21 protein-coding genes and 5 tRNA genes are annotated in these 22,574 nt (G+C 62.9%); 6 read left to right on the forward strand and 20 right to left on the reverse strand.

Annotation, left to right across the window (positions count from 1 at the left end; genetic code table 11):
- The first annotated feature begins 22 nt into the window (after window positions 1-22).
- The 4 genes from dxs (at window position 23) to AB0N65_RS14770 (ending at window position 3,913) form a co-directional block, all read left to right on the forward strand.
- A complete protein-coding gene (gene dxs, locus AB0N65_RS14755) occupies window positions 23-1,996 on the forward strand; it encodes a 1-deoxy-D-xylulose-5-phosphate synthase (protein WP_364162922.1) in 1,974 nt (657 codons plus the stop codon).
- Window positions 1,997-2,057: 61 nt separating this feature from the next.
- A complete protein-coding gene (locus tag AB0N65_RS14760) occupies window positions 2,058-2,618 on the forward strand; it encodes a hypothetical protein (RefSeq protein ID WP_364162925.1) in 561 nt (186 codons plus the stop codon).
- A gap of 32 nt (window positions 2,619-2,650) precedes the next feature.
- Window positions 2,651-2,866, forward strand: coding sequence for a hypothetical protein (locus tag AB0N65_RS14765; protein ID WP_364162927.1), 216 nt, complete (start codon window positions 2,651-2,653; stop codon window positions 2,864-2,866).
- A gap of 69 nt (window positions 2,867-2,935) precedes the next feature.
- Complete coding sequence (locus tag AB0N65_RS14770; protein ID WP_364162930.1) at window positions 2,936-3,913, forward strand: aldo/keto reductase; 978 nt, start codon at window positions 2,936-2,938, stop codon at window positions 3,911-3,913.
- Window positions 3,914-4,016: 103 nt separating this feature from the next.
- On the opposite strand, the gene AB0N65_RS14775 is transcribed toward AB0N65_RS14770, so the two are convergent.
- From AB0N65_RS14775 to AB0N65_RS14815, 9 genes are all read right to left on the reverse strand, one after another.
- Window positions 4,017-6,161: a 3-hydroxyacyl-CoA dehydrogenase NAD-binding domain-containing protein gene (locus AB0N65_RS14775; protein ID WP_364162933.1), complete on the reverse strand. Its 2,145-nt coding sequence runs from the start codon at window positions 6,159-6,161 to the stop codon at window positions 4,017-4,019.
- Window positions 6,158-7,426: an acetyl-CoA C-acyltransferase gene (locus AB0N65_RS14780; protein WP_364162936.1), complete on the reverse strand. Its 1,269-nt coding sequence runs from the start codon at window positions 7,424-7,426 to the stop codon at window positions 6,158-6,160. Before AB0N65_RS14780 ends, AB0N65_RS14775 begins: the two co-directional genes overlap by 4 nt.
- Window positions 7,427-7,612: 186 nt before the next feature.
- Window positions 7,613-8,956, reverse strand: coding sequence for an HRDC domain-containing protein (locus AB0N65_RS14785; RefSeq protein ID WP_364162939.1), 1,344 nt, complete (start codon window positions 8,954-8,956; stop codon window positions 7,613-7,615).
- Window positions 8,957-9,015: 59 nt separating this feature from the next.
- Entirely contained in the window at window positions 9,016-9,675 is a 660-nt protein-coding gene (locus AB0N65_RS14790; protein ID WP_364162942.1) for a DUF3000 domain-containing protein, read from the reverse strand.
- A 61-nt stretch (window positions 9,676-9,736) separates the two neighbouring features.
- Window positions 9,737-10,837, reverse strand: coding sequence for a low specificity L-threonine aldolase (locus AB0N65_RS14795; RefSeq protein WP_364162945.1), 1,101 nt, complete (start codon window positions 10,835-10,837; stop codon window positions 9,737-9,739).
- 22 nt (window positions 10,838-10,859) lie between these two features.
- Window positions 10,860-11,570 (reverse strand): SDR family oxidoreductase, encoded by a 711-nt coding sequence (locus AB0N65_RS14800; RefSeq protein WP_364162947.1) that lies wholly within the window; start codon window positions 11,568-11,570, stop codon window positions 10,860-10,862.
- Window positions 11,570-12,937, reverse strand: a complete 1,368-nt coding sequence (locus AB0N65_RS14805) for a DUF6421 family protein (RefSeq protein WP_364162950.1) — start codon at window positions 12,935-12,937, stop codon at window positions 11,570-11,572. The genes AB0N65_RS14800 and AB0N65_RS14805 overlap by 1 nt, the downstream gene beginning before the upstream one ends.
- Window positions 12,938-13,125: 188 nt before the next feature.
- On the reverse strand, window positions 13,126-13,563 hold the full coding sequence (gene msrB, locus AB0N65_RS14810) for a peptide-methionine (R)-S-oxide reductase MsrB (protein WP_364162952.1): 438 nt from the start codon (window positions 13,561-13,563) through the stop codon (window positions 13,126-13,128).
- 14 nt (window positions 13,564-13,577) lie between these two features.
- Window positions 13,578-14,069 (reverse strand): hypothetical protein, encoded by a 492-nt coding sequence (locus tag AB0N65_RS14815; RefSeq protein WP_364162955.1) that lies wholly within the window; start codon window positions 14,067-14,069, stop codon window positions 13,578-13,580.
- A 123-nt stretch (window positions 14,070-14,192) separates the two neighbouring features.
- Here AB0N65_RS14815 and AB0N65_RS14820 point away from each other — a divergent pair, with 123 nt between their 5' ends.
- On the forward strand, window positions 14,193-15,461 hold the full coding sequence (locus AB0N65_RS14820; protein ID WP_364162958.1) for an alpha/beta fold hydrolase: 1,269 nt from the start codon (window positions 14,193-14,195) through the stop codon (window positions 15,459-15,461).
- A 2-nt stretch (window positions 15,462-15,463) separates the two neighbouring features.
- Here AB0N65_RS14820 and ybaK read toward each other — a convergent pair whose 3' ends face one another.
- Genes ybaK through AB0N65_RS14835 form a run of 3 tightly spaced genes read right to left on the reverse strand, consistent with a single transcriptional unit; the run spans window position 15,464 to window position 17,442 of the window.
- A complete protein-coding gene (gene ybaK, locus AB0N65_RS14825) occupies window positions 15,464-15,961 on the reverse strand; it encodes a Cys-tRNA(Pro) deacylase (protein ID WP_364162961.1) in 498 nt (165 codons plus the stop codon).
- Between the two features lie 50 nt (window positions 15,962-16,011).
- Window positions 16,012-16,479 (reverse strand): SufE family protein, encoded by a 468-nt coding sequence (locus tag AB0N65_RS14830; protein WP_364162964.1) that lies wholly within the window; start codon window positions 16,477-16,479, stop codon window positions 16,012-16,014.
- A 36-nt stretch (window positions 16,480-16,515) separates the two neighbouring features.
- Window positions 16,516-17,442 carry a sulfurtransferase gene (locus tag AB0N65_RS14835; RefSeq protein WP_364162967.1) on the reverse strand — a complete coding sequence of 309 codons (927 nt, stop codon included), beginning with the start codon at window positions 17,440-17,442 and terminating at the stop codon, window positions 16,516-16,518.
- Window positions 17,443-17,652: 210 nt separating this feature from the next.
- Here AB0N65_RS14835 and zapE point away from each other — a divergent pair, with 210 nt between their 5' ends.
- Window positions 17,653-18,690 (forward strand): cell division protein ZapE, encoded by a 1,038-nt coding sequence (gene zapE / locus AB0N65_RS14840; protein WP_364162970.1) that lies wholly within the window; start codon window positions 17,653-17,655, stop codon window positions 18,688-18,690.
- Window positions 18,691-18,741: 51 nt separating this feature from the next.
- On the opposite strand, the gene AB0N65_RS14845 is transcribed toward zapE, so the two are convergent.
- The 8 genes from AB0N65_RS14845 to AB0N65_RS14880 all read right to left on the reverse strand — a co-directional run bounded on the left by AB0N65_RS14845 (window position 18,742) and on the right by AB0N65_RS14880 (window position 22,563).
- Entirely contained in the window at window positions 18,742-19,962 is a 1,221-nt protein-coding gene (locus AB0N65_RS14845; RefSeq protein ID WP_364162973.1) for a benzoate/H(+) symporter BenE family transporter, read from the reverse strand.
- Between the two features lie 109 nt (window positions 19,963-20,071).
- Window positions 20,072-20,305, reverse strand: a complete 234-nt coding sequence (locus tag AB0N65_RS14850) for an antitoxin (RefSeq protein ID WP_364162976.1) — start codon at window positions 20,303-20,305, stop codon at window positions 20,072-20,074.
- Between the two features lie 83 nt (window positions 20,306-20,388).
- Window positions 20,389-21,843, reverse strand: coding sequence for an amino acid permease (locus tag AB0N65_RS14855; RefSeq protein ID WP_364162979.1), 1,455 nt, complete (start codon window positions 21,841-21,843; stop codon window positions 20,389-20,391).
- 176 nt (window positions 21,844-22,019) lie between these two features.
- Window positions 22,020-22,095: transfer RNA gene (locus tag AB0N65_RS14860), tRNA-Gly, on the reverse strand.
- A gap of 57 nt (window positions 22,096-22,152) precedes the next feature.
- Window positions 22,153-22,227, reverse strand: a tRNA-Val gene (locus AB0N65_RS14865).
- A gap of 22 nt (window positions 22,228-22,249) precedes the next feature.
- Window positions 22,250-22,322 (reverse strand) — tRNA-Gly (locus AB0N65_RS14870).
- A 57-nt stretch (window positions 22,323-22,379) separates the two neighbouring features.
- Window positions 22,380-22,454: transfer RNA gene (locus tag AB0N65_RS14875), tRNA-Val, on the reverse strand.
- A 38-nt stretch (window positions 22,455-22,492) separates the two neighbouring features.
- A tRNA-Cys gene (locus tag AB0N65_RS14880) sits at window positions 22,493-22,563 on the reverse strand.
- Window positions 22,564-22,574 lie beyond the last annotated feature (11 nt).

Below are 22,574 nucleotides of genomic sequence, written 5' to 3' on the forward strand. Positions count from 1 at the left end.
CATTGACCCTAAGGAGGGGCCGTTGGGACTCTTGGAAACCATCAAGGATCCACAGGACCTGGCCACGCTGTCCAGTGAAGAACTGGAACACCTGGCTGGAGAGATCAGGAACTTCCTGATCACCAACGTAGCCGCAACCGGTGGACACCTGGGCCCCAACCTCGGCGTCGTGGAACTCACGCTCGCCGTGCATCGTATCTTCGAATCGCCGCGTGACAGTGTTGTGTTCGACACCGGACACCAGTCCTATGTCCACAAGCTCCTGACCGGTAGGCAGGACTTCGGCACGCTGCGCCAGCAAGGTGGACTCTCGGGATATCCCGACCGTGGCGAGTCCGAGCACGACATCGTGGAAAGCTCCCATGCTTCCTCGTCCCTGTCCTGGGCGGACGGAATTTCCCGTGCCCGCCAGCTGACCGGGGAAGGCGACCGGTTCGTCGTCGCGATTGTGGGTGACGGTGCCCTGACCGGCGGCATGACGTGGGAAGCCATCAATAACATCGCCGCGGACAAGCGGCGCCGCGTAGTGATCGTGGTCAACGACAACGGTCGTTCGTACGCTCCCACCGTGGGTGGCCTGGCGGACTATCTTGCATCGCTGCGCCCCACCATCGACTCCCTTCGCACGGCGCCCGCCTACGAGCGCATGTTGGACTGGTGGAAGAAGAAGCTCCAGAACGGTGGCCCGGTGGGGCAGTTCACCTACAAGAGCCTCCATGCCATGAAGAAGGGCATCAAGGACTGGTGGGCACCCCAGGGCATGTTCGAGGACCTGGGCATGAAGTACATCGGCCCGGTGGATGGACACAACCTCCAGGCCATGGAGCACGCCCTCAGCACCGCGAAGGCCTACGGAGGGCCGGTGATCGTGCATGCGATGACCGAGAAAGGGCACGGCTACGCTCCGGCCCTGGCCAACGAGGCTGACCAGTTCCATGCGGTGGGCATCATCGATCCCGAAACGGGCGAACCGACGGAAATGCCGGGGGCAAGGTCCTGGACGTCCGTGTTCGCGGAGGAAATTGCCGACATCGCCGACGAGCGGGCGGACATCGTCGGCATCACGGGAGCCATGCTGATCCCGGTTGGCCTGCATAAGTTCGCGGAGCGCCACCCGGAACGCGTGATCGATGTCGGTATCGCTGAACAGCACGCACTGACCTCGGCCGCGGGCATGGCCTACGGTGGCCTGCACCCCGTCGTGGCTGTCTACGCGACGTTCCTCAACCGGGCCTTCGACCAACTCCTGATGGATGTCGCGCTGCATAAGGCCGGCGTCACCATCGTCTTGGACCGTGCAGGCGTCACGGGTCCGGACGGTCCCAGCCATCACGGCATGTGGGACATGGCCATGGTACAGATCGTCCCCGGCCTCCACTTGGCAGCTCCCCGCGATGCCACCAGGCTTCGTGAGGAACTGCGGGAAGCCGTTGCCGTCAGGGATGCCCCCACGGTGGTGCGTTTCTCCAAAGGCAGCGTTGGCTCGGAAGTCGAAGCCATCGAGCGGCTCCACGACGGCGTTGACGTGCTGGCCCGTCGCCCGGAAGGTTCCACTGAGAATGACGTCCTCATCGTCAGCGTAGGCGCGATGTCCGAGCTCGCCTTGGACGTGGCCGACCGGCTCGGGGCCCAGGGAATCAGCTCGACTGTCGTGGACCCGAGGTGGGTGCTGCCCGTCCGGAAGTCGATCATTGCCCTTGCCGCACGCCACCGACTGGTGATCTGCATCGAGGATGGTGTACGCGCAGGTGGTGTTGGTTCGCGCATACGCCAGGAGATGCGGGCTGCCGGCGTGGACACCGCACTCAACGAGGTCGGCCTGCCGGTCGAGTTCCTGGTGCACGGCTCGCGGAGCCAGGTCCTGGAGCGCGTGGGCCTCACGGCCCAAAAAATAGCCCACGACGTCGTAGCCCAGGTTTTGGGGACAAAGGTTCCGTTTGCGCGGCCCTTGCCGGGACAAGAACACCCGACCACCGGCAGCCTGCCCAAGTTGTGAGGCGGCACCGACAACAGAGCCACACAGATACGACCACGGAGTGGTCCAGGAAGGAACAGGCATGAGCGGCATCATCCGAACATACAAGCGGGACGACGAAGGCGTCCTCCATTTCCGCGAAGCCTGGTACGACGACGAGGACCAGCAGTTCGTCATCAACCATGGAGTAGTTGGCCACCAAAGCCGGACGGATGCAACGGATGTCGACGAAGTATCATCCGTTGAAGGCCTCATGGCCGCTTTTGAAGCACAATGCGAAGAAGACGGCTACGCCGAAGTCCCTGTTTCGGAGCAGTTCTGGGTGGTGGCGCAGTTTGCCCTGAAGACCAAGGACGGGACAGAGCGGGATCGCTACCTAGAGCGCAGGGCAAAGGCGGCACTCACGGGCGAGCTGGCCTGGCGTGGACTTGGAACCGTGGAGCGATCGGAGATGGGCAACTCCCGCCTGAACGTCTTCTGCCTTTGCCCGGATGTGAATAAGGCAGTCAATGCGATCAAAGTGTGCATCCGCAACGAAGACCTTGATTTCACGAAGCTCACCATAGCCGCTTCTCCCCATGGGGACCCCACGGCGTTCCGCGTGAAGCACTCGCCCAAGCAGGGTGCCGGCTTTACGCTCTAAGTACCATCCATTGCACGCAGGAGGGACTTTCCATGTCGCCCAAGAGCAATTGGCCCGGCCATACGCCGCTTCCCAAGGGGCTTGCAGCGCCGGCCAGGCGGGCTTTGGCCCATGAAGGCATCGAGACCTTGGAACAACTGGCGGAGTTCGGTGAGCTGGAGACATCCAAGCTTCACGGACTGGGTCCGGTAGCCATCGCCCAGCTTGAGGATGCCATGGAGGAATCGGGCATTTCGTTTCCTCGGTAGCGTGGCCCGTCGCGCAATTTGTTGCCCAAGGTGACTATCTGTTGGGGATCGCGTTATAGGCTGGGATTCATGACTGAGTATCGACGCCTGGGCCGTTCCGGACTGACAGTTTCAGCTGTGGGGCTGGGTTGCAACAACCTCGGACGTGCCAACACCCCGACCGAATCCCAGGACGGGACCGACGCCGTTGTTCACGCTGCACTCGACGCCGGGGTGACATTCTTCGACGTCGCAGATGTCTACGGGCGCGAGCCGGGGTTGAGCGAAATCATGCTCGGCAAGGCACTCAAAGGTCACCGCGACGACGTTGTCATTGGTACCAAGTTCGGCATGGATATGCGCGGGATCAACGGCCGGGACTTCGGAGCCCGCGGTTCGCGCCGTTACATCGTGCAAGCGGTGGAAGCTTCCCTGCGGAGGCTGGGCACTGAGTGGATCGACCTTTACCAGTTCCACACCCCGGACCCTCAAACGCCCATAGAGGAAACTCTCGGAGCCTTGGATGACCTTGTCACCAGCGGCAAGGTCCGGTACTTGGGGCATTCCAACTTTGCCGGGTGGCAGATTGCCCAGGCAGAGTATGTTGGGCGACAGTCCGGTGGCACACGCTTCATCTCGACCCAGAACCATTACAACCTTCTTGATCGCAGGGCCGAACTCGAGGTACTTCCGGCCGCTGCGGAGTTCTCACTGGGCGTCCTTCCATACTTTCCGCTGGCCAACGGACTCCTGACCGGGAAGTATTCCGCTGGCCACGCCCCCGAGGGCTCGCGGCTCAGCCATACCCGAACCAACCTGGTGCATGACGCCGACTGGGAGCAGTTGGGGAGGTTTGGCCTGTTCGCGAAGGAACGCGGCATCACGGAAGTGCAGTTGGCTTTCTCCTGGTTGGCCGCACAGCCCGGTGTTGGCAGCGTTATCGCCGGCGCCACGCGTCCGGAGCAGATCCGGGAGAATGCGGAGGCTGTCTGCTGGGTTCCTGGCCAAGAGGATCGCGAGGAACTCGATGACATCTTCCCGCGGGCTCCGAAGGTCGCATTGTTCTAGGCTCCGGCCGAAACTTTCCGGAAATCCAGGACGTCGACGTACAAGGGCCGTTGCAGGGATTTCGCTCCTGCAACGGCCCTTGGCGTGGACAGTGTGAAGGCTTCTAGGCTGGTGCCGATGCTACGCCGGGAGCCAGGAACCTCTTGCCGTTGACGCGTTCCGATGCGCCGACGCGGTCCAGGTAGGGAGTAATTCCACCCAGGAACATCGGCCAACCGGCGCCGAGGATCATGCAGAGATCGATGTCCTCAGGCCCTGCGACCACGCCTTCTTCAAGCATCAGCCCGATTTCCTCTGCCAAGGCGTCCTGGGTCCGCCTGAGCACTTCCTCCCCAGTGGAGGGTGCGTTGCCGAAGGACATGAGTGCCAGGGTTTCCGCGGGAATGACCGGGTGCCCGTCAGGTCCCGGTACCCACAGCGACTTGACGCCGTTATCGATCAGTTTCTGCAGGTTTTGCGACAGGGGGAAGCGTTCTCCGAAGGCATGATTCAGGGATTCCTGGACGTGTTGCGCCACGGGCAGCCCCACCATGGCGCTAAGCGTGAACGGCGACATCGGCAAGCCCATTGGGCGTAGGGCGGTGTCTGCTACCTCGGCCGGTGTTCCCTCATCAAACGCTGCGATGACTTCGCCCATGAGGCGCAGCAGGACGCGGTTCACGACGAAGGCAGCGGCGTCCTTGACCAAAACCCCCGTTTTCTTCAGTCCCTTGGCAAGTTCGAAGGCTGTTGCAAGCACAGCGTCGTCCGTCCTGGGCGCCCGCACGATCTCCAACAGTGGCATCACCGCAACAGGGTTGAAAAAGTGGAAGCCGACCAGCCGCTCCGGATGCCGCAGGTCTTCAGCCATGGCCGTGACGGAGAGCGAGGACGTGTTGGTGGCAAGGATGCACTCAGGCGAAACGATTTCCTCGACTTCGGCGAACACCGCCTTCTTGACGTGCAACTCTTCGAATACCGCCTCGATGACGAAGTCGGCATCGGCAAAAGAGTCCTTGGAAACGGAACCAGTGACCAGTGCTTTGGTGCGGTTGGCGGCGTCGGGCTTGATGCGCTTCTTGTCCAGCAACTTATCGACTTCCGTGTGGACGTAGGCCACGCCTTTGTCCACACGGGCCTGGTCGATATCCGTCATCACCACGGGCACCTTCAACTGCCGTGCGAATAGCAACGCCAACTGGCTGGCCATGAGTCCGGCGCCTACCACGCCAATCTTGGTGACGGGCCGGGCCAGCTTGCGGTCAGGTGCGCCTGCCGGCCGTTTGGAGCGCTTCTGGACGAGGTCAAGGAAGGCGTAGACCGTGGAGCGGAACTCGTCCGTCTGCATCAGTCCAGCGAGGGTCCGGCATTCAAGTTCTGCGGACTCGGCCTGGCTCATGGTGCGGTTTGCTTCCATGACGTCCAGGACCTTGGCGGGTGCGGGTGAGGCGTTGGAGGTCTTTGCTTCCACGAAGGCACGCCCTGCGGCCACGGCGGCAGACCAGCGCGCTGCTACATCTTCGTGGCCCGCGTCTACGGAGTTCTTCCGCTCCGGAACCACCTCTCCGGAGATCACCCGGGCCGCCCACGCAAGCGACTGCTCCACGAAATCGGCCGGTTCGAACAGTGCGTCCGCGATGCCGAGGTCGAATGCCTGTGGTCCGGTCAGCGTGCGGTTGTTGCTGAGCGGGTTCTCGATCATGACCTTTACCGCGTTCTCCGGGCCGATGAGGCGCGGGAGGATGTAAACCCCGCCCCAACCGGGAATGAGGCCGATGAACGCTTCCGGCAGGGCCAAGGCTCCGGCACCGGTGGAAACCGTGCGGTAGGTGGATTGCAGGGCAATTTCCAGGCCCCCGCCCAAGGCCAGGCCGTTGATGAAAGCGAAGCTGGGAACGCCGAGATCGGCCAAGGTGGCGTACACGGCATGTCCCAGCTGTGCCATCCATAGGCCGTGCTCGCGTTCCTTGAGGGTCTTGACCGCTGACAGGTCGGCCCCGGCAACCAGGAAGTACGGCTTGCCGGTGACGCCTACGCCCACGATGTCGCCGTTGGCTGCGCGGGCCTTCAAGGTGTCCAGGACCCCGCCGAGTTCCACGAGCGTGTTGGGTCCCAGGGTGGTGGGTTTTGAATGGTCCAGGCCGTTGTCCAAGGTGATCAGCGCGAACGTTCCGGCTCCGTTCGGCAGCTCAATATCCTGGACAAAGGAGTGCGTCACCACTTCGTCCGGGAAAAGGGAAGCGAGCTTCTGGAAGTCGTTGGTGCTCATGCTGCGGCTCCTTCCGGGGCGGCCTGTCCTGCACTTGTAAGGGAAGATTCATAGTCCGCATGGTGGGGGTTCTCCCAAATCACCGTGGCGCCCATGCCGAGGCCGATGCACATCGTGGTGATGCCGTAGCGCACCGACGTGTCCTCCCGGAACTGTCGCGCCAGCTGGTTCATGAGGCGAACGCCGGAGGAAGCGAGCGGATGTCCGACGGCGATCGCCCCACCGTAGCGGTTGACGCGGGGGTCGTCATCGGCGATCCCAAAGTGGTCCAGGAAGCTCAGGACTTGGACAGCGAACGCTTCGTTGATTTCGAACAGCCCGATGTCTTCGATGCCGAGGCCTGCATTCTTGAGGGCTTTTTCGGTGGCCGGAACGGGGCCGATCCCCATGACTTCGGGTTCGACGCCGGCAAAGGCATAGGAGACCAGCCGCATCTTTACCGGGAGGCCCAGTTCTTCGGCAGCTTCTGCCGAGGCGAGCACTGCGGCTGTGGCGCCGTCGTTGAGGCCGGCCGCGTTTCCTGCGGTGACGCGTCCATGCGCCCGGAACGGCGTTCGAAGTTCGGCGAGGTCCTCCACCGTTGTCCCCGGGCGCGGTGGCTCGTCAACAGTGTGCAATCTCCAGCCCTGGCCCGGCTTCATAGTTGCCACCGGCACCAGGTCGCCCTGGATCTGTTCCTTTGAATAGGCCGCGGCCAATTTGGCCTGTGAGGCTGCCGCGTAGGAGTCTGTGCGTTCCTTCGTGATCGCGGGAAAGCGGTCGTGCAGGTTCTCGGCCGTGTTTCCCATGTTGAGGGCGGCCGGGTCCACCAGCCGCTCGGACATGAACCGCGGGTTGGGGTCGGCGCCTGCGCCCATCGGATGGTTGCCCATGTGTTCAACGCCACCTGCGATGACGATGTCGTAAGCGCCGAAACCAATGCCGCTCGCCGTCGTCGTCACTGCGGTCATGGCTCCTGCGCACATGCGGTCGATCGCGAAGCCGGGGACGCTGCGGGGGAGTCCTGCCAGCAGGGCGGCGGTACGGCCGATGGTCAGTCCTTGGTCGCCTGTCTGGGTTGTGGCGGCGATGGCAACTTCGTCCACGCGGTCGGCCGGCAGGGAGGGGTTGCGCCGGAGGAGTTCACGGATGCACTTCACGACGAGGTCGTCGGCTCGCGTGCCCGCGTAGATTCCTTTCTCCCCGGCTTTGCCAAAGGGTGTACGGACCCCGTCCACGAACACGACGTCGCGGACGTTCCTTCGGGCATTGCGTGATGGACTCATCTGGTCACTCCTCGTTGAGACACGGTGCCGGATTCCGCAGTGCGGACCCCAAGTGGCGTTGAGGCTATGTTACTCATGGGTAACATAGCCGTGCAAGGCCATGGTGTCCGGAAGGTCATAAGAGGTTCCAGAGACGCAACAGGCCCGCCACTGACGATGTCGTGGCGGGCCTGGATCGGGGGCCTTTCAGTTGGACTCCGCTGATTGTGCGGCTTCCTTGGACTTGGGCTCCTTGGCGGGAAGCGGCTTGGGGTTCAGGCACGCCTCGGTGAGAATCGGTGCAGCAAAGGAGATCTGCCATTCACGGGCGCCCAAGGCGCGCAGTTCGGCAGAGATGCTCTCCAGTGATACGTCCGTCGGCGGCCGCCACGCTACGCGTCGCAGGTAGTCGGGGGTGAGCAGGTTCTCCACCGGGAGCTGTAAGTCGTCCGCCTTTTCCTGAAGCGCGGGCCGCGCCGTAGCCAAGCGTGCAGCGGCCTCGGGGTCACGGTCCACCCATACCCGGGGCGGGGGCGGCGCGTTGGTTGGCAAGTGCAGGGGCGGTAGTTCAGTCAAGGTGCGGGCCGTGGTGATGCAGCGCAGCCACCTTGGCGCTTCGCGCTGGGCGGACCGTCCATGGAAGCCTTTGGTCGCCAGGAGTTGGGGGACCGTAGTGGGGAGTGCCTTCGCCGCGGCAACAAGTGCCGAATCGGGGATGAGCCTGCCGGGAGCGACGTCACGCTTGCGGGCCAACTGGTCCCGTTCAAGCCACAGTTCCCGCACGGCAGCCAGTTGGCGGCGGTCGCGGATCTGGTGGAGGCCGGACGTTTTCCGCCACGGATCCACGCGCGGTGGTGCGATGCCGGCGGCGAGGATGCCCGCAAACTCCTGTTCGGCGAACTCCAGTTTGCCGTCAGTTTCCAAAAGCTCGACGAGCTCTTCGCGCAGTTCGGCCAGGACCTCGACATCGAGTGCCGCGTAACGGAGCCAGGGCTCCGGGAGGGGCCTGGTGGACCAGTCTGCTGCTGAATGCTCCTTGGCGAGGCCGAAGCCGAGGAGCTGCTCTATGACGGCAGCGAGCCCTACCCGCGGCAGGCCGGCGAGGCGTGCGGCGAGTTCCGTGTCAAAGAGCTTGTCCGGCCACATCCCAAGTTCCGAGAGGCAGGGCAGGTCCTGGGTTGCGGCGTGCAGGATCCATTCGACGCCGCGCAGGGCATCGTTGATGATGTCAAGGGAGTCGAAAGGTTCGGGGTCGATCAGCCACGTTCCCGCTCCTTCGCGTCGGATCTGGACGAGGAAGGCGCGTTGGCCGTAGCGGAACCCCGAGGCACGTTCGGCGTCTACTCCGGCGGGCCCGCTTCCGGCGGCGATGGCAGCGGCGCAACGTTCCAGGCCTGCAGGGGTGTCGATGACAAGGGGTACGCCTTCCCGTGGCGCATCGAGATCGATGATTTGTGGGATGTGGCTGTCGAAGCCTTCAACCGTAATGTGTGTCGTCGGATCAGCAACCGGATCGCCGGCTGTGGTTTTTTCCAGGTTTTCAGGGGTCATGGTGGCTTAAGCTTACCGATTACCGCAACGGCAGGCGGTTTCCACTGTGGCGGGGACAGTCACATGAGCCTCCTGTTGGGCAGTCCGGTGACGCCGGGCGGCAGGGGCGGCAGCCCGGCGAAGGTGCAGACCATGTCCGACCATGCTTCCAAGTGGGCCTGCACATTGGAGGTGGCGGGTGTCCAGGACGCGCGAAGCTCGATGTCGATCGTGTCAGGACGGTCAGCCAAGGTGCCGAAGCTCTCCGAAAGGATGCGGGTTGCCGTGCCGCCCGCCGCCCGGTATTCGGCGGCGTGGTTCTCCAAGGCCTCAACAAGCCAGGTCCAGGCGACAGATCCCAGCATGGCGTCGTTTCCCATCTCTGCGTCCATCTGGGCACGGATGTAGGTGACGATCCTGAATTCGCCTTCCCAGACTGCCGAGCCGTCAGGATCGTACAGGAGGATGAAGCGGCCGGTGGCCAGTTCATCGTCTTCCTCGCTCGACCCTCCGGTGCCCTGGTTCTTGGCGAAGGCCTTTGCGGCGGGACCGTGGACGGGCACTTGGCGGGTGGCCGCCGTCGGGCTGAAGACTTCGGCCCCGAGGGCCACTGCGTAGGGGGCGAGGCGGGCGGGTGCGGGTATTTCGTCCAGCCGCAGTTCGCTGCGGCACTGCGCTTTTCGTAGCGTTCCCAAGGCGAAGAGAAAATCAGCGGGAACCTGGGAGAGGTCGTTCACCATCGCAGGTTATGTGTCCGGGACGGCGATTCCGTGCAGGCTCGCCGCCCCGGTGACACAGCTTTTAACGTCTGGCCAGTTCGCGTTTGATGGCAGCCACGAAGGTGTCGATGTCCTCTTCTGTGGTGTCGAAGGAGCACATCCAGCGCACTTCGCCCCTGGCTGCGTCCCAGTCGTAGAAAGCGAACGACGCCCGGAGTCGGTCGGCCACTCCTGCGGGCAGCACGGCGAACACGCCGTTGGACTGTGTCGCCTGGGTGGGCTCCACGCCGTCGATGTCCTCTATGGCCGTCCGCAGGCGGGCGGCCATGGCGTTCGCATGGGAGGCGGAGCGCAGCCATAAGCCGTCCTGCAGCAAGGCGATGAACTGGGCGGAGATGAAGCGCATCTTCGAAGCGAGCTGCATGTTCATTTTGCGAAGGAACTTCAGGCCGTCGGCGGCCTCCGGGTTCAAGGCCACCACGACTTCACCGAAAAGCAGGCCGTTCTTGGTGCCGCCGAACGACAGGATGTCCACGCCGGCGTCGCGGGTGAACGAGCGGAGGGGGAGTTCGAGGTAGGCTGCCGCATTCGCCAGCCTCGCACCGTCCATGTGCAGTTTCATGCCCTTGGAGTGCGCGTGGTCCGCGATGGCCCGTACTTCTTCCGGTGTGTAGCACGTGCCGAGTTCGGTGGTCTGCGTAATGGACACCACCAGCGGTTGGGCGCGGTGCTCGTCCCCCCACCCCCAGGCTTCGCGGTCAATCAATTCCGGCGTCAGCTTGCCGTCCGGGGTGGGAACCTGCAGCAGCTTGATGCCGCCTACCCGCTCAGGAGCTCCGTTTTCGTCCATGTTGATGTGTGCCGTGGAGGCACAGATGACAGCTCCCCAGCGGGGCAGGAGCGACTGCAGGGACAATACATTGGCGCCCGTGCCGTTGAATACGGGGAAGCATTCGATTCCGGAGCCGAACTGTTCCTCGAGGACCTCCTGGAGGCGCGCCGTGTAGACGTCGTCGCCATAGGAGACCTGGTGGCCGCCGTTGGCGGTGGCCAAGGCGGACAGGATCTCGGGGTGCACGCCGGAGTAGTTGTCCGACGCGAAACCGCGAACAGAGGGGTCGTGGAGTTGACGGTGATCGGATGATGCGATGGCGCCCGGGATCGCCTCGGTAGTGCTCGTCACTTGTTCATTCACGCTTTCAAGTCTATTTGGCCAGCGTGATGCGCTGGCCGTTGATGGTTTCGGCTGGCTTTTCAAAAAGGTCGACGGCGGCAGCTGCCAGTTCTTCGACGTCCGTGTACCCGGGGAATCGCCTTTCCGGGTGTTCACGCCGCATGGCGGCGTAAACAAGGGATTTGACCACGAAGATGACGGCGGCGCTGCGCTGCCGTCCTGGGTCCGCCCGGCGGAAGCCGTCGGCCACGGCAAGCACCCAGGCCTCCGCCGCCGCTTTGGCCGCCGCGTAGTTCGCAGTCTCAGCAGTGGGTGTGGAAGCGGTAGTGGATGACACGATGGCCAAGCGGCCGTTGGACGATTCTTCCAATTGGCGATAGAAGACCCGGGAAACGTTGCGCAGCGTCCTTATGGCGCTTTCCTCCAGGGCTTCCCAGTCGTCGTCGGATTGCTCTTCGATGCCTGCCGCTCCGCGCCAACCGCCGACGAGGTGGATAACGCCATCCACGCGTTCGACACCGAGATCCTGGAGAGCCTCGGCGAGTTCACGGACCGCGTCCAGACTCGCAAGGTCGCACGTCAGAGGCGTTACGCCGTGGCCGGCTTCCAAGGCTGCGGCTTTGATCCGGACATCGTCGGAGCCGACGGTGAACACCCTGTGACCGGCGGCCCCCAAAGCATGGGCGACGGCGATTCCCGACGCACTGCTGCCGCCGGTCACCAGGACTGTTCCGAGTTTCATCAGGCGGCCGTTGTGCCCGTGATGCCCGTGGTGGACTCAATGACAGGGCGCATCTTCTTCTCCAGTGCTTCGTAGAACATGGACAGTGGGAACTCGTCGTCCAGGACCTGGTCGGTGAGGCCGCGAGGTGCCCCGGTCAACGGCAGCGCTTCCGGGCCCTTTGCCCAGACGGAAGCCGGGTGCGGGGTCACTGTGCCGGAAATGAGTTCGTAAGCGGCAAGCCAGTGGGCGGCCTTCGGGCGGTCGATGGAGCGCCAGTACAGTTCTTCGATCCTGGCTCCAAGCTCGACAACTACGGAGGCGGCTTCGTCCCAATCGATACTGAGTTTGCTGTCCGTCCAGTGCAGTACGCGGTGCTGGTGCATCCACGCGAACAGGAGTTGGCCCCCCAGCCCGTCGTAATTGCGGACACGGCTGCCGGTGATGGCGAAGCGGAAGATCCTGTCAAAGATCACTGCATACTGGACCAGCTTGGCGTGCTTGCGTGCATCGGGGTCGGCGTCCTCGTCCTTCTCGATGCGCACGGACTCACGGAAGGCTGTCAGGTCGCAGCGCAGTTCTTCAAGGGAGTAGAGGAAGAAGGGCATACGCTGCTTGATCATGAACGGATCGAATGGAAGGTCTCCGCGCATGTGGGTGCGGTCGTGGATCAGGTCCCACATCACGAACGTGCGCTGCGTCAGTTCCTGGTCTTCCAGCAGTTCAGCGGCATCTGCCGGGAGTTCAAGCGACGTGATGGCAGCAGCTTCCTTGAGGACCCGGCGGAAACGAGCTGCCTCACGGTCGGCGAAAATGGCACCCCACGTGAACGTCGGCGTCTCCCGCACGGCAACAGTCTCGGGGAAAAGCACGGCGGAGTTGGTGTCGTAGCCCGGAGTGAAATCAACGAAGCGGATGGGCACGAAGAGTTTGTTTGAGTAGTCTCCTGCTTCCAGTCCACCGATGAACTCAGGCCAAATAACTTCGATCAGGACGGCTTCGACCAGCCTGCTGGTGCTGCCGTTTTGCGTGTACATGGGGAAGACCACCAGGTGCTGCAGTCCATCAACCCTCTGTTCCTGCGGCTGGAATGCCTGCAGGGAGTCCAGGAAGTCCGGGACACCGAATCCGGATCCGGCCCAACGGCCGAAGTCCTCCACGAGCAACTCAAGGTACCGGGCGTCGTGAGGGAAATGCGGGGCCAGCTTGGTGATGGAATCCGAAATCGTCGCCACAAGATGCGCGGCTTCCTCGTGCACTGCCGGGTCGGCGATGGAGCCATCCTGTTCCTGATATGCCTGGAGGGCAGTAGCAGCGGCCTTCAGTGCAACCCAGCCGGCGTTGTCAGCGGTGACACGCGGAAGGGCGGCGATAGCGGTGATCGTCATGGTTACTCGTCCTTTCAGAAGTCCTTGGTGCTTCTGAGGTGAGCGTAGCAACGGAAAAGGATCGCTAATTCAAAAATTGAGCGAGCATAAGAAACTCTTTTCCTAAGAGCTCGTTCTGCCTTCTCGAGGTCCAGAGCAGGGCACGGGATCCCGTCGAGCAACCTTTTCGGCGCCCGACGGGACGCATGTCAGTCGACGCCCTTTTCCACCAAACGCAGCGAAATGGAATTGATGCAATACCGCTGGTCCGTCGGGGTCCCGTAGCCTTCCCCCTCAAAGACATGGCCCAGATGGGAGTCGCAGTTGGCGCATCGGACTTCGATCCGCTCCATTCCCAGGGTGCGGTCATGGAGGTACCGCACAGTGCCTTCGGCCAAAGGTGCCCAGAAGGACGGCCATCCACAATGGGAATCGAACTTCTCCCGACTTGTGAACAACTGGCTCCCACAGGCACGGCATTGGTAGACACCCTCCGTATGGGTATCCCAGTATTCGCCGGTGTAGGGCCGTTCGGTGCCGGCCTGGCGCAGCACGTGGTACTCGTCCGGCGTCAGCTCCTCACGCCACTGAGCGTCGGACTTCTCCACGGGCACGTTCGTCTTGCTGGTGTTGTCAGGAGTGTTCATGTCTTATGCAACGCTCACGAGTCGCCGATAAATCCCGAACCCGCGTACAGGTGCAGCACGGGCAGGCCTAGTTGGTCCTGCGCCTTGTTCGCCCAGTCCGTATGGAATGTATCCGCGATGGCATGGGGTCGCGTCACAACCACCGCTTGCGCGGCATCCAGCGCCCGCACCTTCGCCACCAAACCTGCCACGGCACCGCCGTCGACGATTTCTCCCGTCACGCCACCGCCCAAACCGGCCAGAGCCGCCAAGGAAGCAGCCAAGGCTTCCGACGCTTCCGCCCGCTCCACTTCCGGATCCGGGGATTGCGCGCCGAGTTCCCTGAAGGCCTTTGCGATCTCAAGCAGCGAGAGGTTCTCCAGGAAGTCGACCAGGAGATGCCGCTCAGTATTTGCAGGAACCAGCACGACCAGGGGAGCGTCGCCGCCGTCGACGAGTTTGGCGATATTGACGCGGTCGTCGGGGCCGAGGGGCTCTTCTGTCAGGATGACGATGGTGTCGCTCATGGCTAAAGCGTAGCCCCGCGACACTCCAGGACGCAGGCTTTTGACCCACCAATATCCGGGCGCAATCCGGCACGCGGTGTCCATGTGCATGGCCCAGGGACGCCGAGCGGCGAGAATGGAGCCATGGCATCACATTCCCGGTCAGCGAGCGTCGCTGTAGACAACAAACTGTCCTTGCGCACCAAGTGGGCGATCGCGGGGGTCGTGACGGGAGGGACGCTGGCCGGCCTGGTGGGGGCAGGGTCCTCCGCGCTCGCCGTCTATTTCGCGCGTCGCGTCATCACTCCGGCGGCCCGGCACGAAGACCAGGAGGTCCTGGCCGTGATCCGCGGCGATGAGGGTTTGCAGGTCATTTTGGCGGCGACCCCGGACTCCACGATCGACGGCGTGTTCAGTCTTTTCTTCGACGGCGGCAAGGGACATGCGAGGATCGGCAGGATCGTGTCCTACTCACCAGCGGAACAGACGGTGCTGCGGCAGGTTGAAGAGGTCTACAGCGGAAACCTGGCGGAGGCCCGCCGGGGATGGTGGAGCGGTGCCACCTACCCGGATCCCGCGGCGCTCGGGCTGGCTGCCGAGGATGTGGAGATTGACGTCGACGGCGGGAAGGCGCCTGCGTGGCTGATCCGCGCCGATGTTGCTACCCCCGCGCCTGTGTGGGCGATCATGGTGCACGGACGCGGTGCGACGCGGCTGGAAGGGCTCCGGGCGATCCGGACCGTCCGGGACCTTGGACTGGACAGCCTGTTGATTTCCTATCGCAACGACGGCCTCGCTCCATCGGCGCTGGATGGCCGCTACGGCCTGGGTTCTACGGAATGGCGTGATGTGGAGTCGGCCATTGAGTATGCCGTGGCCCAGGGTGCGCGCGAAGTTGTCTTGTTCGGTTGGTCAATGGGCGGGGCAATCAGCTTGCAAACCGCCGATCTCTCCAAGCACAGGCACCTGATCCGTGCGCTGGTGCTGGATGCTCCTGTCATCAACTGGGTGAACGTCATGGCTCACCACGCCGAAATGAACCGCATCCCCTACAATGTGGGGCGATACGGCCAACTCATGTTGGGCCACCCTTTGGGTCGCAGGCTCACGGGCCTGTCTGCTCCTGTGGATCTGAAAGCAATGGATTGGGAAGCCCGTGCCGTGGAGCTACGTACGCCCACCTTGCTGATTCATAGTGTCGATGACGATTACGTCCCCTTCGAGCCGTCGGCGAGCCTGGCGGAAAAGAACCCTGAGATGGTGACGTTCGAACCTTTCCACGGAGCGCGGCACACGAAGGAATGGAACGTCGATCCGGAAAAATGGGAACGGCTGGTCCGTTCGTGGCTGCAGCGGCAACTTGCACCCCGAGCCAACCCCGGAGACGTTGAAGCCCAGAGACCACGTGGCTAGGGTCAGGCTTTAGTGGCGCCTATCGGCGCCGTGACGGCATCAGTCAAGCGCACGAGGTCCGCAGGCGAGAGCTCGATGTCGAGTCCGCGCCGACCACCTGATACCAGGATGGTGTCAAAGGAGAAGGCGGATTCGTCCAGGACAGTGGGGGACGGCTGGCGCTGGCCGAGGGGCGAGATTCCACCCAGGACATAACCGGTACGGCGTTCGGCGGCTTTGGGGTCGGCCATGGCTGCCTTCTTGGAGCCGAGCGCGGCCGCGACGGACTTGAGGTCCAGGCTTCCGGACACCGGAACGATGCCCACGGCCAGCCTGCCTTCGATCTCCACCATAAGCGTCTTGAAGACACGTGCGGGGTCGATGCCGAGAACTTCCGCCGCTTCAAGTCCGTAGCTCGCTGCGGAAGGGTCGTGCACGTACGGGTGCAGCACGAAAGGAACGCCGGCCGCAGCCAATGCTGCTGTAGCCGGCGTTCCCTGTGACGCTGTCTTTTTAGCCATACGGTCGAGTATGCCCCACTGTCTCCGTGAAGATCAGTGCTCCCTGAAGATCAGTTTTCGAGGCGGCTTGCGGCCGCCACTTTCCGTTTGATCCGTCCCAGCATGGCCGTCATGCCGCGCATGCGCAGCGGAGTGATGGCCCTGGTGAGGCCCAGCAATTCAGGCATGTCATCCGGGACCGCAAGGATTTCTTCTGCCGTCAGCCCATCGAGCCCCTCAAGCAATACGCCTGCAAACCCGCGCGTGGTGGGCGCTTCCGGCGGTGCCTTGAAGAACAACCGGTATGCACGTGCTCCGCCGGGGTTGTCCGCGTTTTTCTCGGACTCAATCGTCAGGAACAACGGCGACTGGCACTCGACAACCTGCTCAAGCAATTCGGGATGGTCCTGGAGGCGCTCAGGAAGGTCCGGCAGCCCCCGGGAAAACTCGAGCAGCAACTGCAGGCGTTCAGGCTCCGTCAGTGCCTGGAAGTCATCGACAATTTCCGCCAAAGCGGAGGGCAAAGTATTGGTACTCATCACTTCCAGCTTACGCACAACGGCGCTGTTTTCATGCTAGTTACGGACCAGGGCGCCCGGGACGGAGCCACGCTCGGCACCCTTGACGATCGGCACGCGGACAGCGTTGCCCCATTCAGTCCAGGAACCGTCGTAGTTGCGAACGGTGTCGAAGCCCAAAAGGTACTTCAGCGCGAACCAGGTGTGGCTGGAACGCTCGCCGATGCGGCAGTAAGCCACGACGTCGTCGCCCGGCTGCAGGCCCGCTTCGCCCAGGTACAGGGCTTCCAGTTCTTCACGGGAACGGTAGGTACCGTCTTCGGCTGCCGCGCGGGCCCACGGGATCGATGCGGCTGTCGGGATGTGGCCGCCACGCAGGGCGCCTTCTTCGGGGTAGGCGGGCATGTGCGTGCGCTGCCCGGTGTATTCCTCGGGGGAGCGGACGTCGATAAGCGGGTTGCCCAGGTGCGCGAGGACATCTTCCTTGAAGGCACGGATGGGAGCGTCGTTGCGCTCGACCTCGGGGTAGTTGCCGGCGGCCGGCCGGGGCACGTCGGTGGTGAGTTCCCGGCCTTCGGCGATCCACTTGTCCCGGCCACCGTCCAGCAGGCGGACGTCCTCGTGGCCAAAGAGGGTGAAGACCCACAGGGCGTAGGCAGCCCACCAGTTGGACTTATCCCCGTAGATCACCACGGTGCTGTCCCGGGAGATGCCCTTGGAAGCCGCGAGTGCCGCGAAGGCAGCGCCATCGACGTAGTCGCGGGTGACCTCGTCGTTCAGGTCCGTGTGCCAGTCGATCTTGACTGCGCCGGGGATGTGGCCTGTTTCGTACAACAGGACGTCTTCATCGGACTCCACAACCACGAGCTTGCCGTCGGCGATGGCGCCCTCTGCAAGTGCTGCCGCGAGCCACTCGGTGGACACAAGGCGTTCTGGGTTCGCATACGACGCGAACTTTTCGTTTTGTTCAACGGGGTAGGACATGTGATGGCCTTTCACTGACAACGGACGGGAGCCAGGGCCCGGTTGCTGCTTCAGTGCCGGCCCGGCCTGTTCCAACACTAACCACGGGCCGGAGGGAATGCTTCCACCCGTAGTCACATGGTGAAACATGGCCTTGGTCACGTGGCCGTTTCATGACGGCCGGATGCCGGTATTCTTGCTGGGGACCCAACACCGGAAGAACGGACCACCGTGGTACAGATCGAACAACTGACTGCCCGCACGCCGGCAGTCTCCGTGGAGGAACTCCTCAAGGGGTTCTACCCGTCTCCGAGGTTCGGAGAAGTGTCGTTCGACAGCTACCGCCCGGACCCGGCACAGCCGAGCCAGGCCAACGCCGTCAAATTGTTGTCTGCCTTTGCCGACGGCGTAGGAGCCGAAGACGGTGGCGGGCTCTTCAAGAAGCTGTTCTCCAAAAAGCCGGCAACCCGGGCGGGTATCTACCTCGACGGAGGCTTCGGCGTCGGGAAGACCCACCTCCTGGCTTCGCTCTGGCACAGGTCCCCGGGTCCAAAAGCTTTCGGCACGTTCGTGGAGTACACCAACCTCGTGGGCGCGCTCTCCTTCCGTAAGACAGTGGATGCGCTGAGCAACTACAAACTGGTTTGCATCGACGAATTCGAACTCGATGATCCCGGTGACACCGTGCTGATGTCACGCCTCATGCGGGAGCTGGCCGACGCCGGCGTGAAGCTGGCTGCGACGTCCAACACCCTGCCCGGTTCCCTCGGTGAGGGTCGTTTCGCTGCAGTGGACTTCCAGCGTGAAATCCAGGTTCTTGCCGACCAGTTCGACGTCGTCAGGATCGACGGCGAAGACTTCCGCCACCGCGGCCTGCCGGCCGCTCCCGCACCGCTGAAAACCGACGAGCTCAAGCACCGGATGCACGCCGAGTTCGATGGCCAGACAGTAGCCGTGGACGATTTCCGCTCGCTCGTCGACCACTTGGCCGGTGTCCACCCCAGCCGTTACCGCCAATTGATCTCGGGGATCGAAGCGGTAGTGTGGCGCGATGTCGAGACCATCACTGAGCAAGCGGTCGCCCTGCGTTTTGTGGTCCTCGCAGACCGCCTCTACGACAAAGACGTTCCCATCCTGGCGAGCGGCGTTCCGTTCGACAAACTCTTCACGGAGGAGATGATGACGGGCGGCTACATGAAGAAGTACTTCCGCGCCGTCTCCCGCCTCACGGCACTGGCCCGCGAGGGCCAAAACCACGAACCTTCCTGATTCGGCGCGGCAACCATCCTGATTCAACGCGGCCGGGAATCCGGTCGCGCCTCATCGACCTGCGGTGGTCAAGGGTTCGCGGGACTTCAGCATCCAACGGACCAGGATCCCTCCAACCAAAGCCCAGAAGGCGGCGCCCACTCCCGCGAAGCTCAGCCCGGATGCGGCAAGCAGGAAAGTGATGCAGGCCGGTATCCGCTCCTCCGCGACGGCCAAGGCGGAGGAAACCGAAGACGCCAACGTCCCCAACAGGGCGAGCCCCGCGACGGCCTCCAGCAGGCCTGGCGGTGCCGCGGCCACAACGGTGACGAGGGCAGCCGAAAACACCGCCAGGACAAGATAGACCAGTCCTGACACAAACGCGGCGATCCAACGGCGGCCATGATCCTTCCCCGCTTCCTCGCCCGCTGCCAAGGCAGCGCTGAGGGCGGCGAGATTGATGGCGTGACCGCCAAAGGGTGCACCTGCGATGGTTCCCGCGCCGGTGACGATCATCGAGGATCGCCACGGTGTTGTGTAGCCGAATGACTTCAGCACAGCTACGCCGGGGATGTTCTGCGAAGCCATGGTGACGATGAACAGAGGCAGTGCGATTCCTGCGGCCGATTCGAGGGTCAAGGCCGGCGCAGTCCATTCAAGGCGGGGGACCAACCCATCGCCGGGGAGGGGGACACCATTGGCCAGAAGGTAGATGCCGATCACAGCCAAGGCCACGAGCAACGACGCCGGAACTGCCCACCGGGCGGCGAACTTCATCATCACCAACCAGCACAATGCCACCGGCCCAACGAAAAGCGGCGCCGTGCCCAGGGATTCGAACGGCGCCAGGCACAGGGGGAGCAGCACTCCGGCAAGCATCGCCTGGGCCAGGGCGGTGGGGATCTTCGACATCAGCCTGCCAAGGACCGGAAGCAATCCCGTGAGCGCAATCAGCACCCCGACCACAAAGAAGGCTCCGACGGCAGCCGACCAGCCGCCGTCGACCATTCCTGCTGACGCGAGCAGCGCGGCACCCGGCGTGGACCACGCCAGGGTGACTGGCATCTTGGACCTCCACGCCAACCACAGGATTCCCAGTCCGAAGGTCACCGTGAGCGCGAAAAGGCCGCTGGATGCCTGCGCCTGGTTGGCTCCGACGGCTTTCAACCCGGCCAGGACCACCGCAAAGGACGACGTAAAACCGACCAACGCGGTCACGATGCCTGCGGCGATCGGCGGGCCCAGGGTCTCCCGGCGCTCAAGGGTCTGATCTGGTGACGAGGCGGAGCGCATAGTGTCCAACGTACCGGAAGCGCAGCGTGATTAAACGCCAAGGGCACCGGCGGCGCCTCTCGGCGGGACCGGTGCCCCCTTGACGTATCTGGTACGGCGGCTCAGGCAGCTAGGGCTGCTTTGGCTCATCCGCGGCGGGAGCCTGTCCGGCTTCTCCGTCTTTTTTGGCTACGAAGTTGGAAGCGGCATTCTGGACTTTATCGACGTGACCGGCGTACTTGCCGCCCGTCTTCTGGTCGACGAAGTCTCCGGCCTTTTCGATGCCATTCTTGATGGCTTCCTCGTTGCCCTGAATGAGACCCTGAGCCTTGCCCTTCAGGTCGTCAATTAATCCCACGGGCACCTCCCTTCCATCGCGGAGCCAGTTCGCTCCTCCGCGTCCGACCCTAACACCGGAAGATGGGTGTGCCAAGGATTCCGGATGCACTACGCCAAGGGCTTACTTTCTTCGAGGTGCCGTGGACTGTTCGGGTTCATCAGTGAGTGCTTCCGGCCGTAGCCGAAGTAGATCACAAGGCCCACGATGAGCCACACTCCGAACCGCAGCCAGGTTTCCCAGTGCAACTGCGACATCAGGAAGCCCGAGGCGAGCACACCGAATGCCGGGACTACGGGCATCCACGGCAAGCGGAAGGTCCGCGGCGCGTTCGGCTTGGTGTAGCGGAAAACGATGACAGCGACGCACACCACGACGAAAGCGGCGAGGATGCCGATGTTGGTGAGGTCGGCGACTTCCTTGATGGGGAAGACACCGGCCAGGAACGCCGAAGCGATACCGGCGATCCATGTGACCCGCTGCGGGGTGCCGTGGCGGTCGGTGCGGGAGAACCAACCTGGAAGCAGGCCGTCGCGGCTCATGGAGAACCACACGCGCGTGACGCCCAGGAGGAACGTCAACATGACCGTCAGGATGGACAACACAGCGAAGACCGAAATGATGGTGGCGATGACGGGAAGGCCGACGCCTGTGAAGGCTGAAGCGAAGCCTGCTGCGGGGTCGATGTCCTTGTAGTTCTGCATGCCGGTCAGGACGAGCGTCGCAGCCACATACAGGAGCATGGCGATGATCAGGGAAAGCACAATGGCCTTGGGCATGTGCTTCTTGCCGTCCTTGGCTTCCTCTGCTGCCGTACTCATGGCGTCGTAGCCGAACACAGCGAAGAACACAGTGGCAGCACCGGCGAAGACCGGTCCGAAGCCGCTGGGCATGAACGGGTTGAAGTTGTCAGTGTTGATGTAGAAAACGCCCAAACCGATGATGAACAGGATCAAGGCGACTTTGATGGCGACGGCCACCAATTCGAAGCGGCCGAAGGCCTTGGTTCCCCGGCTTAGGATCCACGTCACCAAGAGGCACACGAGGATGGCCGGGAGGTTGATGATGCCGCCCTTGCCTTCGTCGGCGGTGGAGGTCATCCAGGTGGGCATGTGGATACCGATGCCTGAGAGGAAAGCATCGAAGTAACCGGAGATGCCAATTGCCACCACCGCGACGATGGCGATGTACTCCAGCAGCAGGTCCCAGCCGATGAACCAGCCGATGATCTCGCCCAGGGCAACATAGCCGTAGGTGTAGGCCGAACCGGCGCGGGGGATCATGCCGGCGAATTCGGCGTAGGAAAGTGCGGCCGCGCCGGAGGCGAGTCCCGCGATGAGGAACGAAACGAGCACTGCCGGTCCCACGCCCGGGTTGCTTGCGTCGCCGTGGGCTACGAGGCCGGCGAGGGAAAAGATGCCGACGCCGATGATGCCGCCGACGCCGATAGCGGTCAGCTGCCACAGGCCAAGACTCTTGAAGAGTCCGCTGTGTTTGTTTTCTTCTTCGATGTCGTCGATGGGCTTGCGCCTCATGACGGACTGGGAAGCAGTCTGTTGATTCATGGGGGTACTCCTTGCCATGGGCGTGGAACGGTGATGAGCTCGCAGTACATTATGCGAGTCGAATCACATTAGATAAAGCGACTTCTTCTTAGGGATATTAGTTACTTCTCATAATGAATGGATGGCGCTGACATTTGGGCACAAAAAAAGCAGCTCCGAAGAGCTGCTTTCTTTATTGGAGCGGACGACGAGATTCGAACTCGCGACATCCACCTTGGCAAGGTGGTGCTCTACCAGCTGAGCTACGTCCGCACATGTTGTCAGCCCGGGTGATTCCAAGCGTTCAACAATAAACAAGTTGCCTTGTTTTGGTGGGCGATACTGGGATCGAACCAGTGACCTCTTCCGTGTCAGGGAAGCGCGCTACCGCTGCGCCAATCGCCCGTTTCCGGGTCCTGCAAAGGAGAGCGGACGACGAGATTCGAACTCGCGACATCCACCTTGGCAAGGTGGTGCTCTACCAGCTGAGCTACGTCCGCACATGTTGTCAGCCCGGGTGATTCCAGGCGTTCAACAACAAACAAGTTGCCTTGTTTTGGTGGGCGATACTGGGATCGAACCAGTGACCTCTTCCGTGTCAGGGAAGCGCGCTACCGCTGCGCCAATCGCCCATGCATCCAGTCCAAGCTGGAAGACATGGTTTTCACCGAGGTGGGTACGGGATTCGAACCCGTGTATACGGCTTTGCAGGCCGCTGCCTCGCCTCTCGGCCAACCCACCGTGTAAGCAGG

It is taken from the genome of Paenarthrobacter sp. NPDC089322 (assembly GCF_040684895.1).
Taxonomy (GTDB): Bacteria; Actinomycetota; Actinomycetes; order Actinomycetales; family Micrococcaceae; genus Arthrobacter.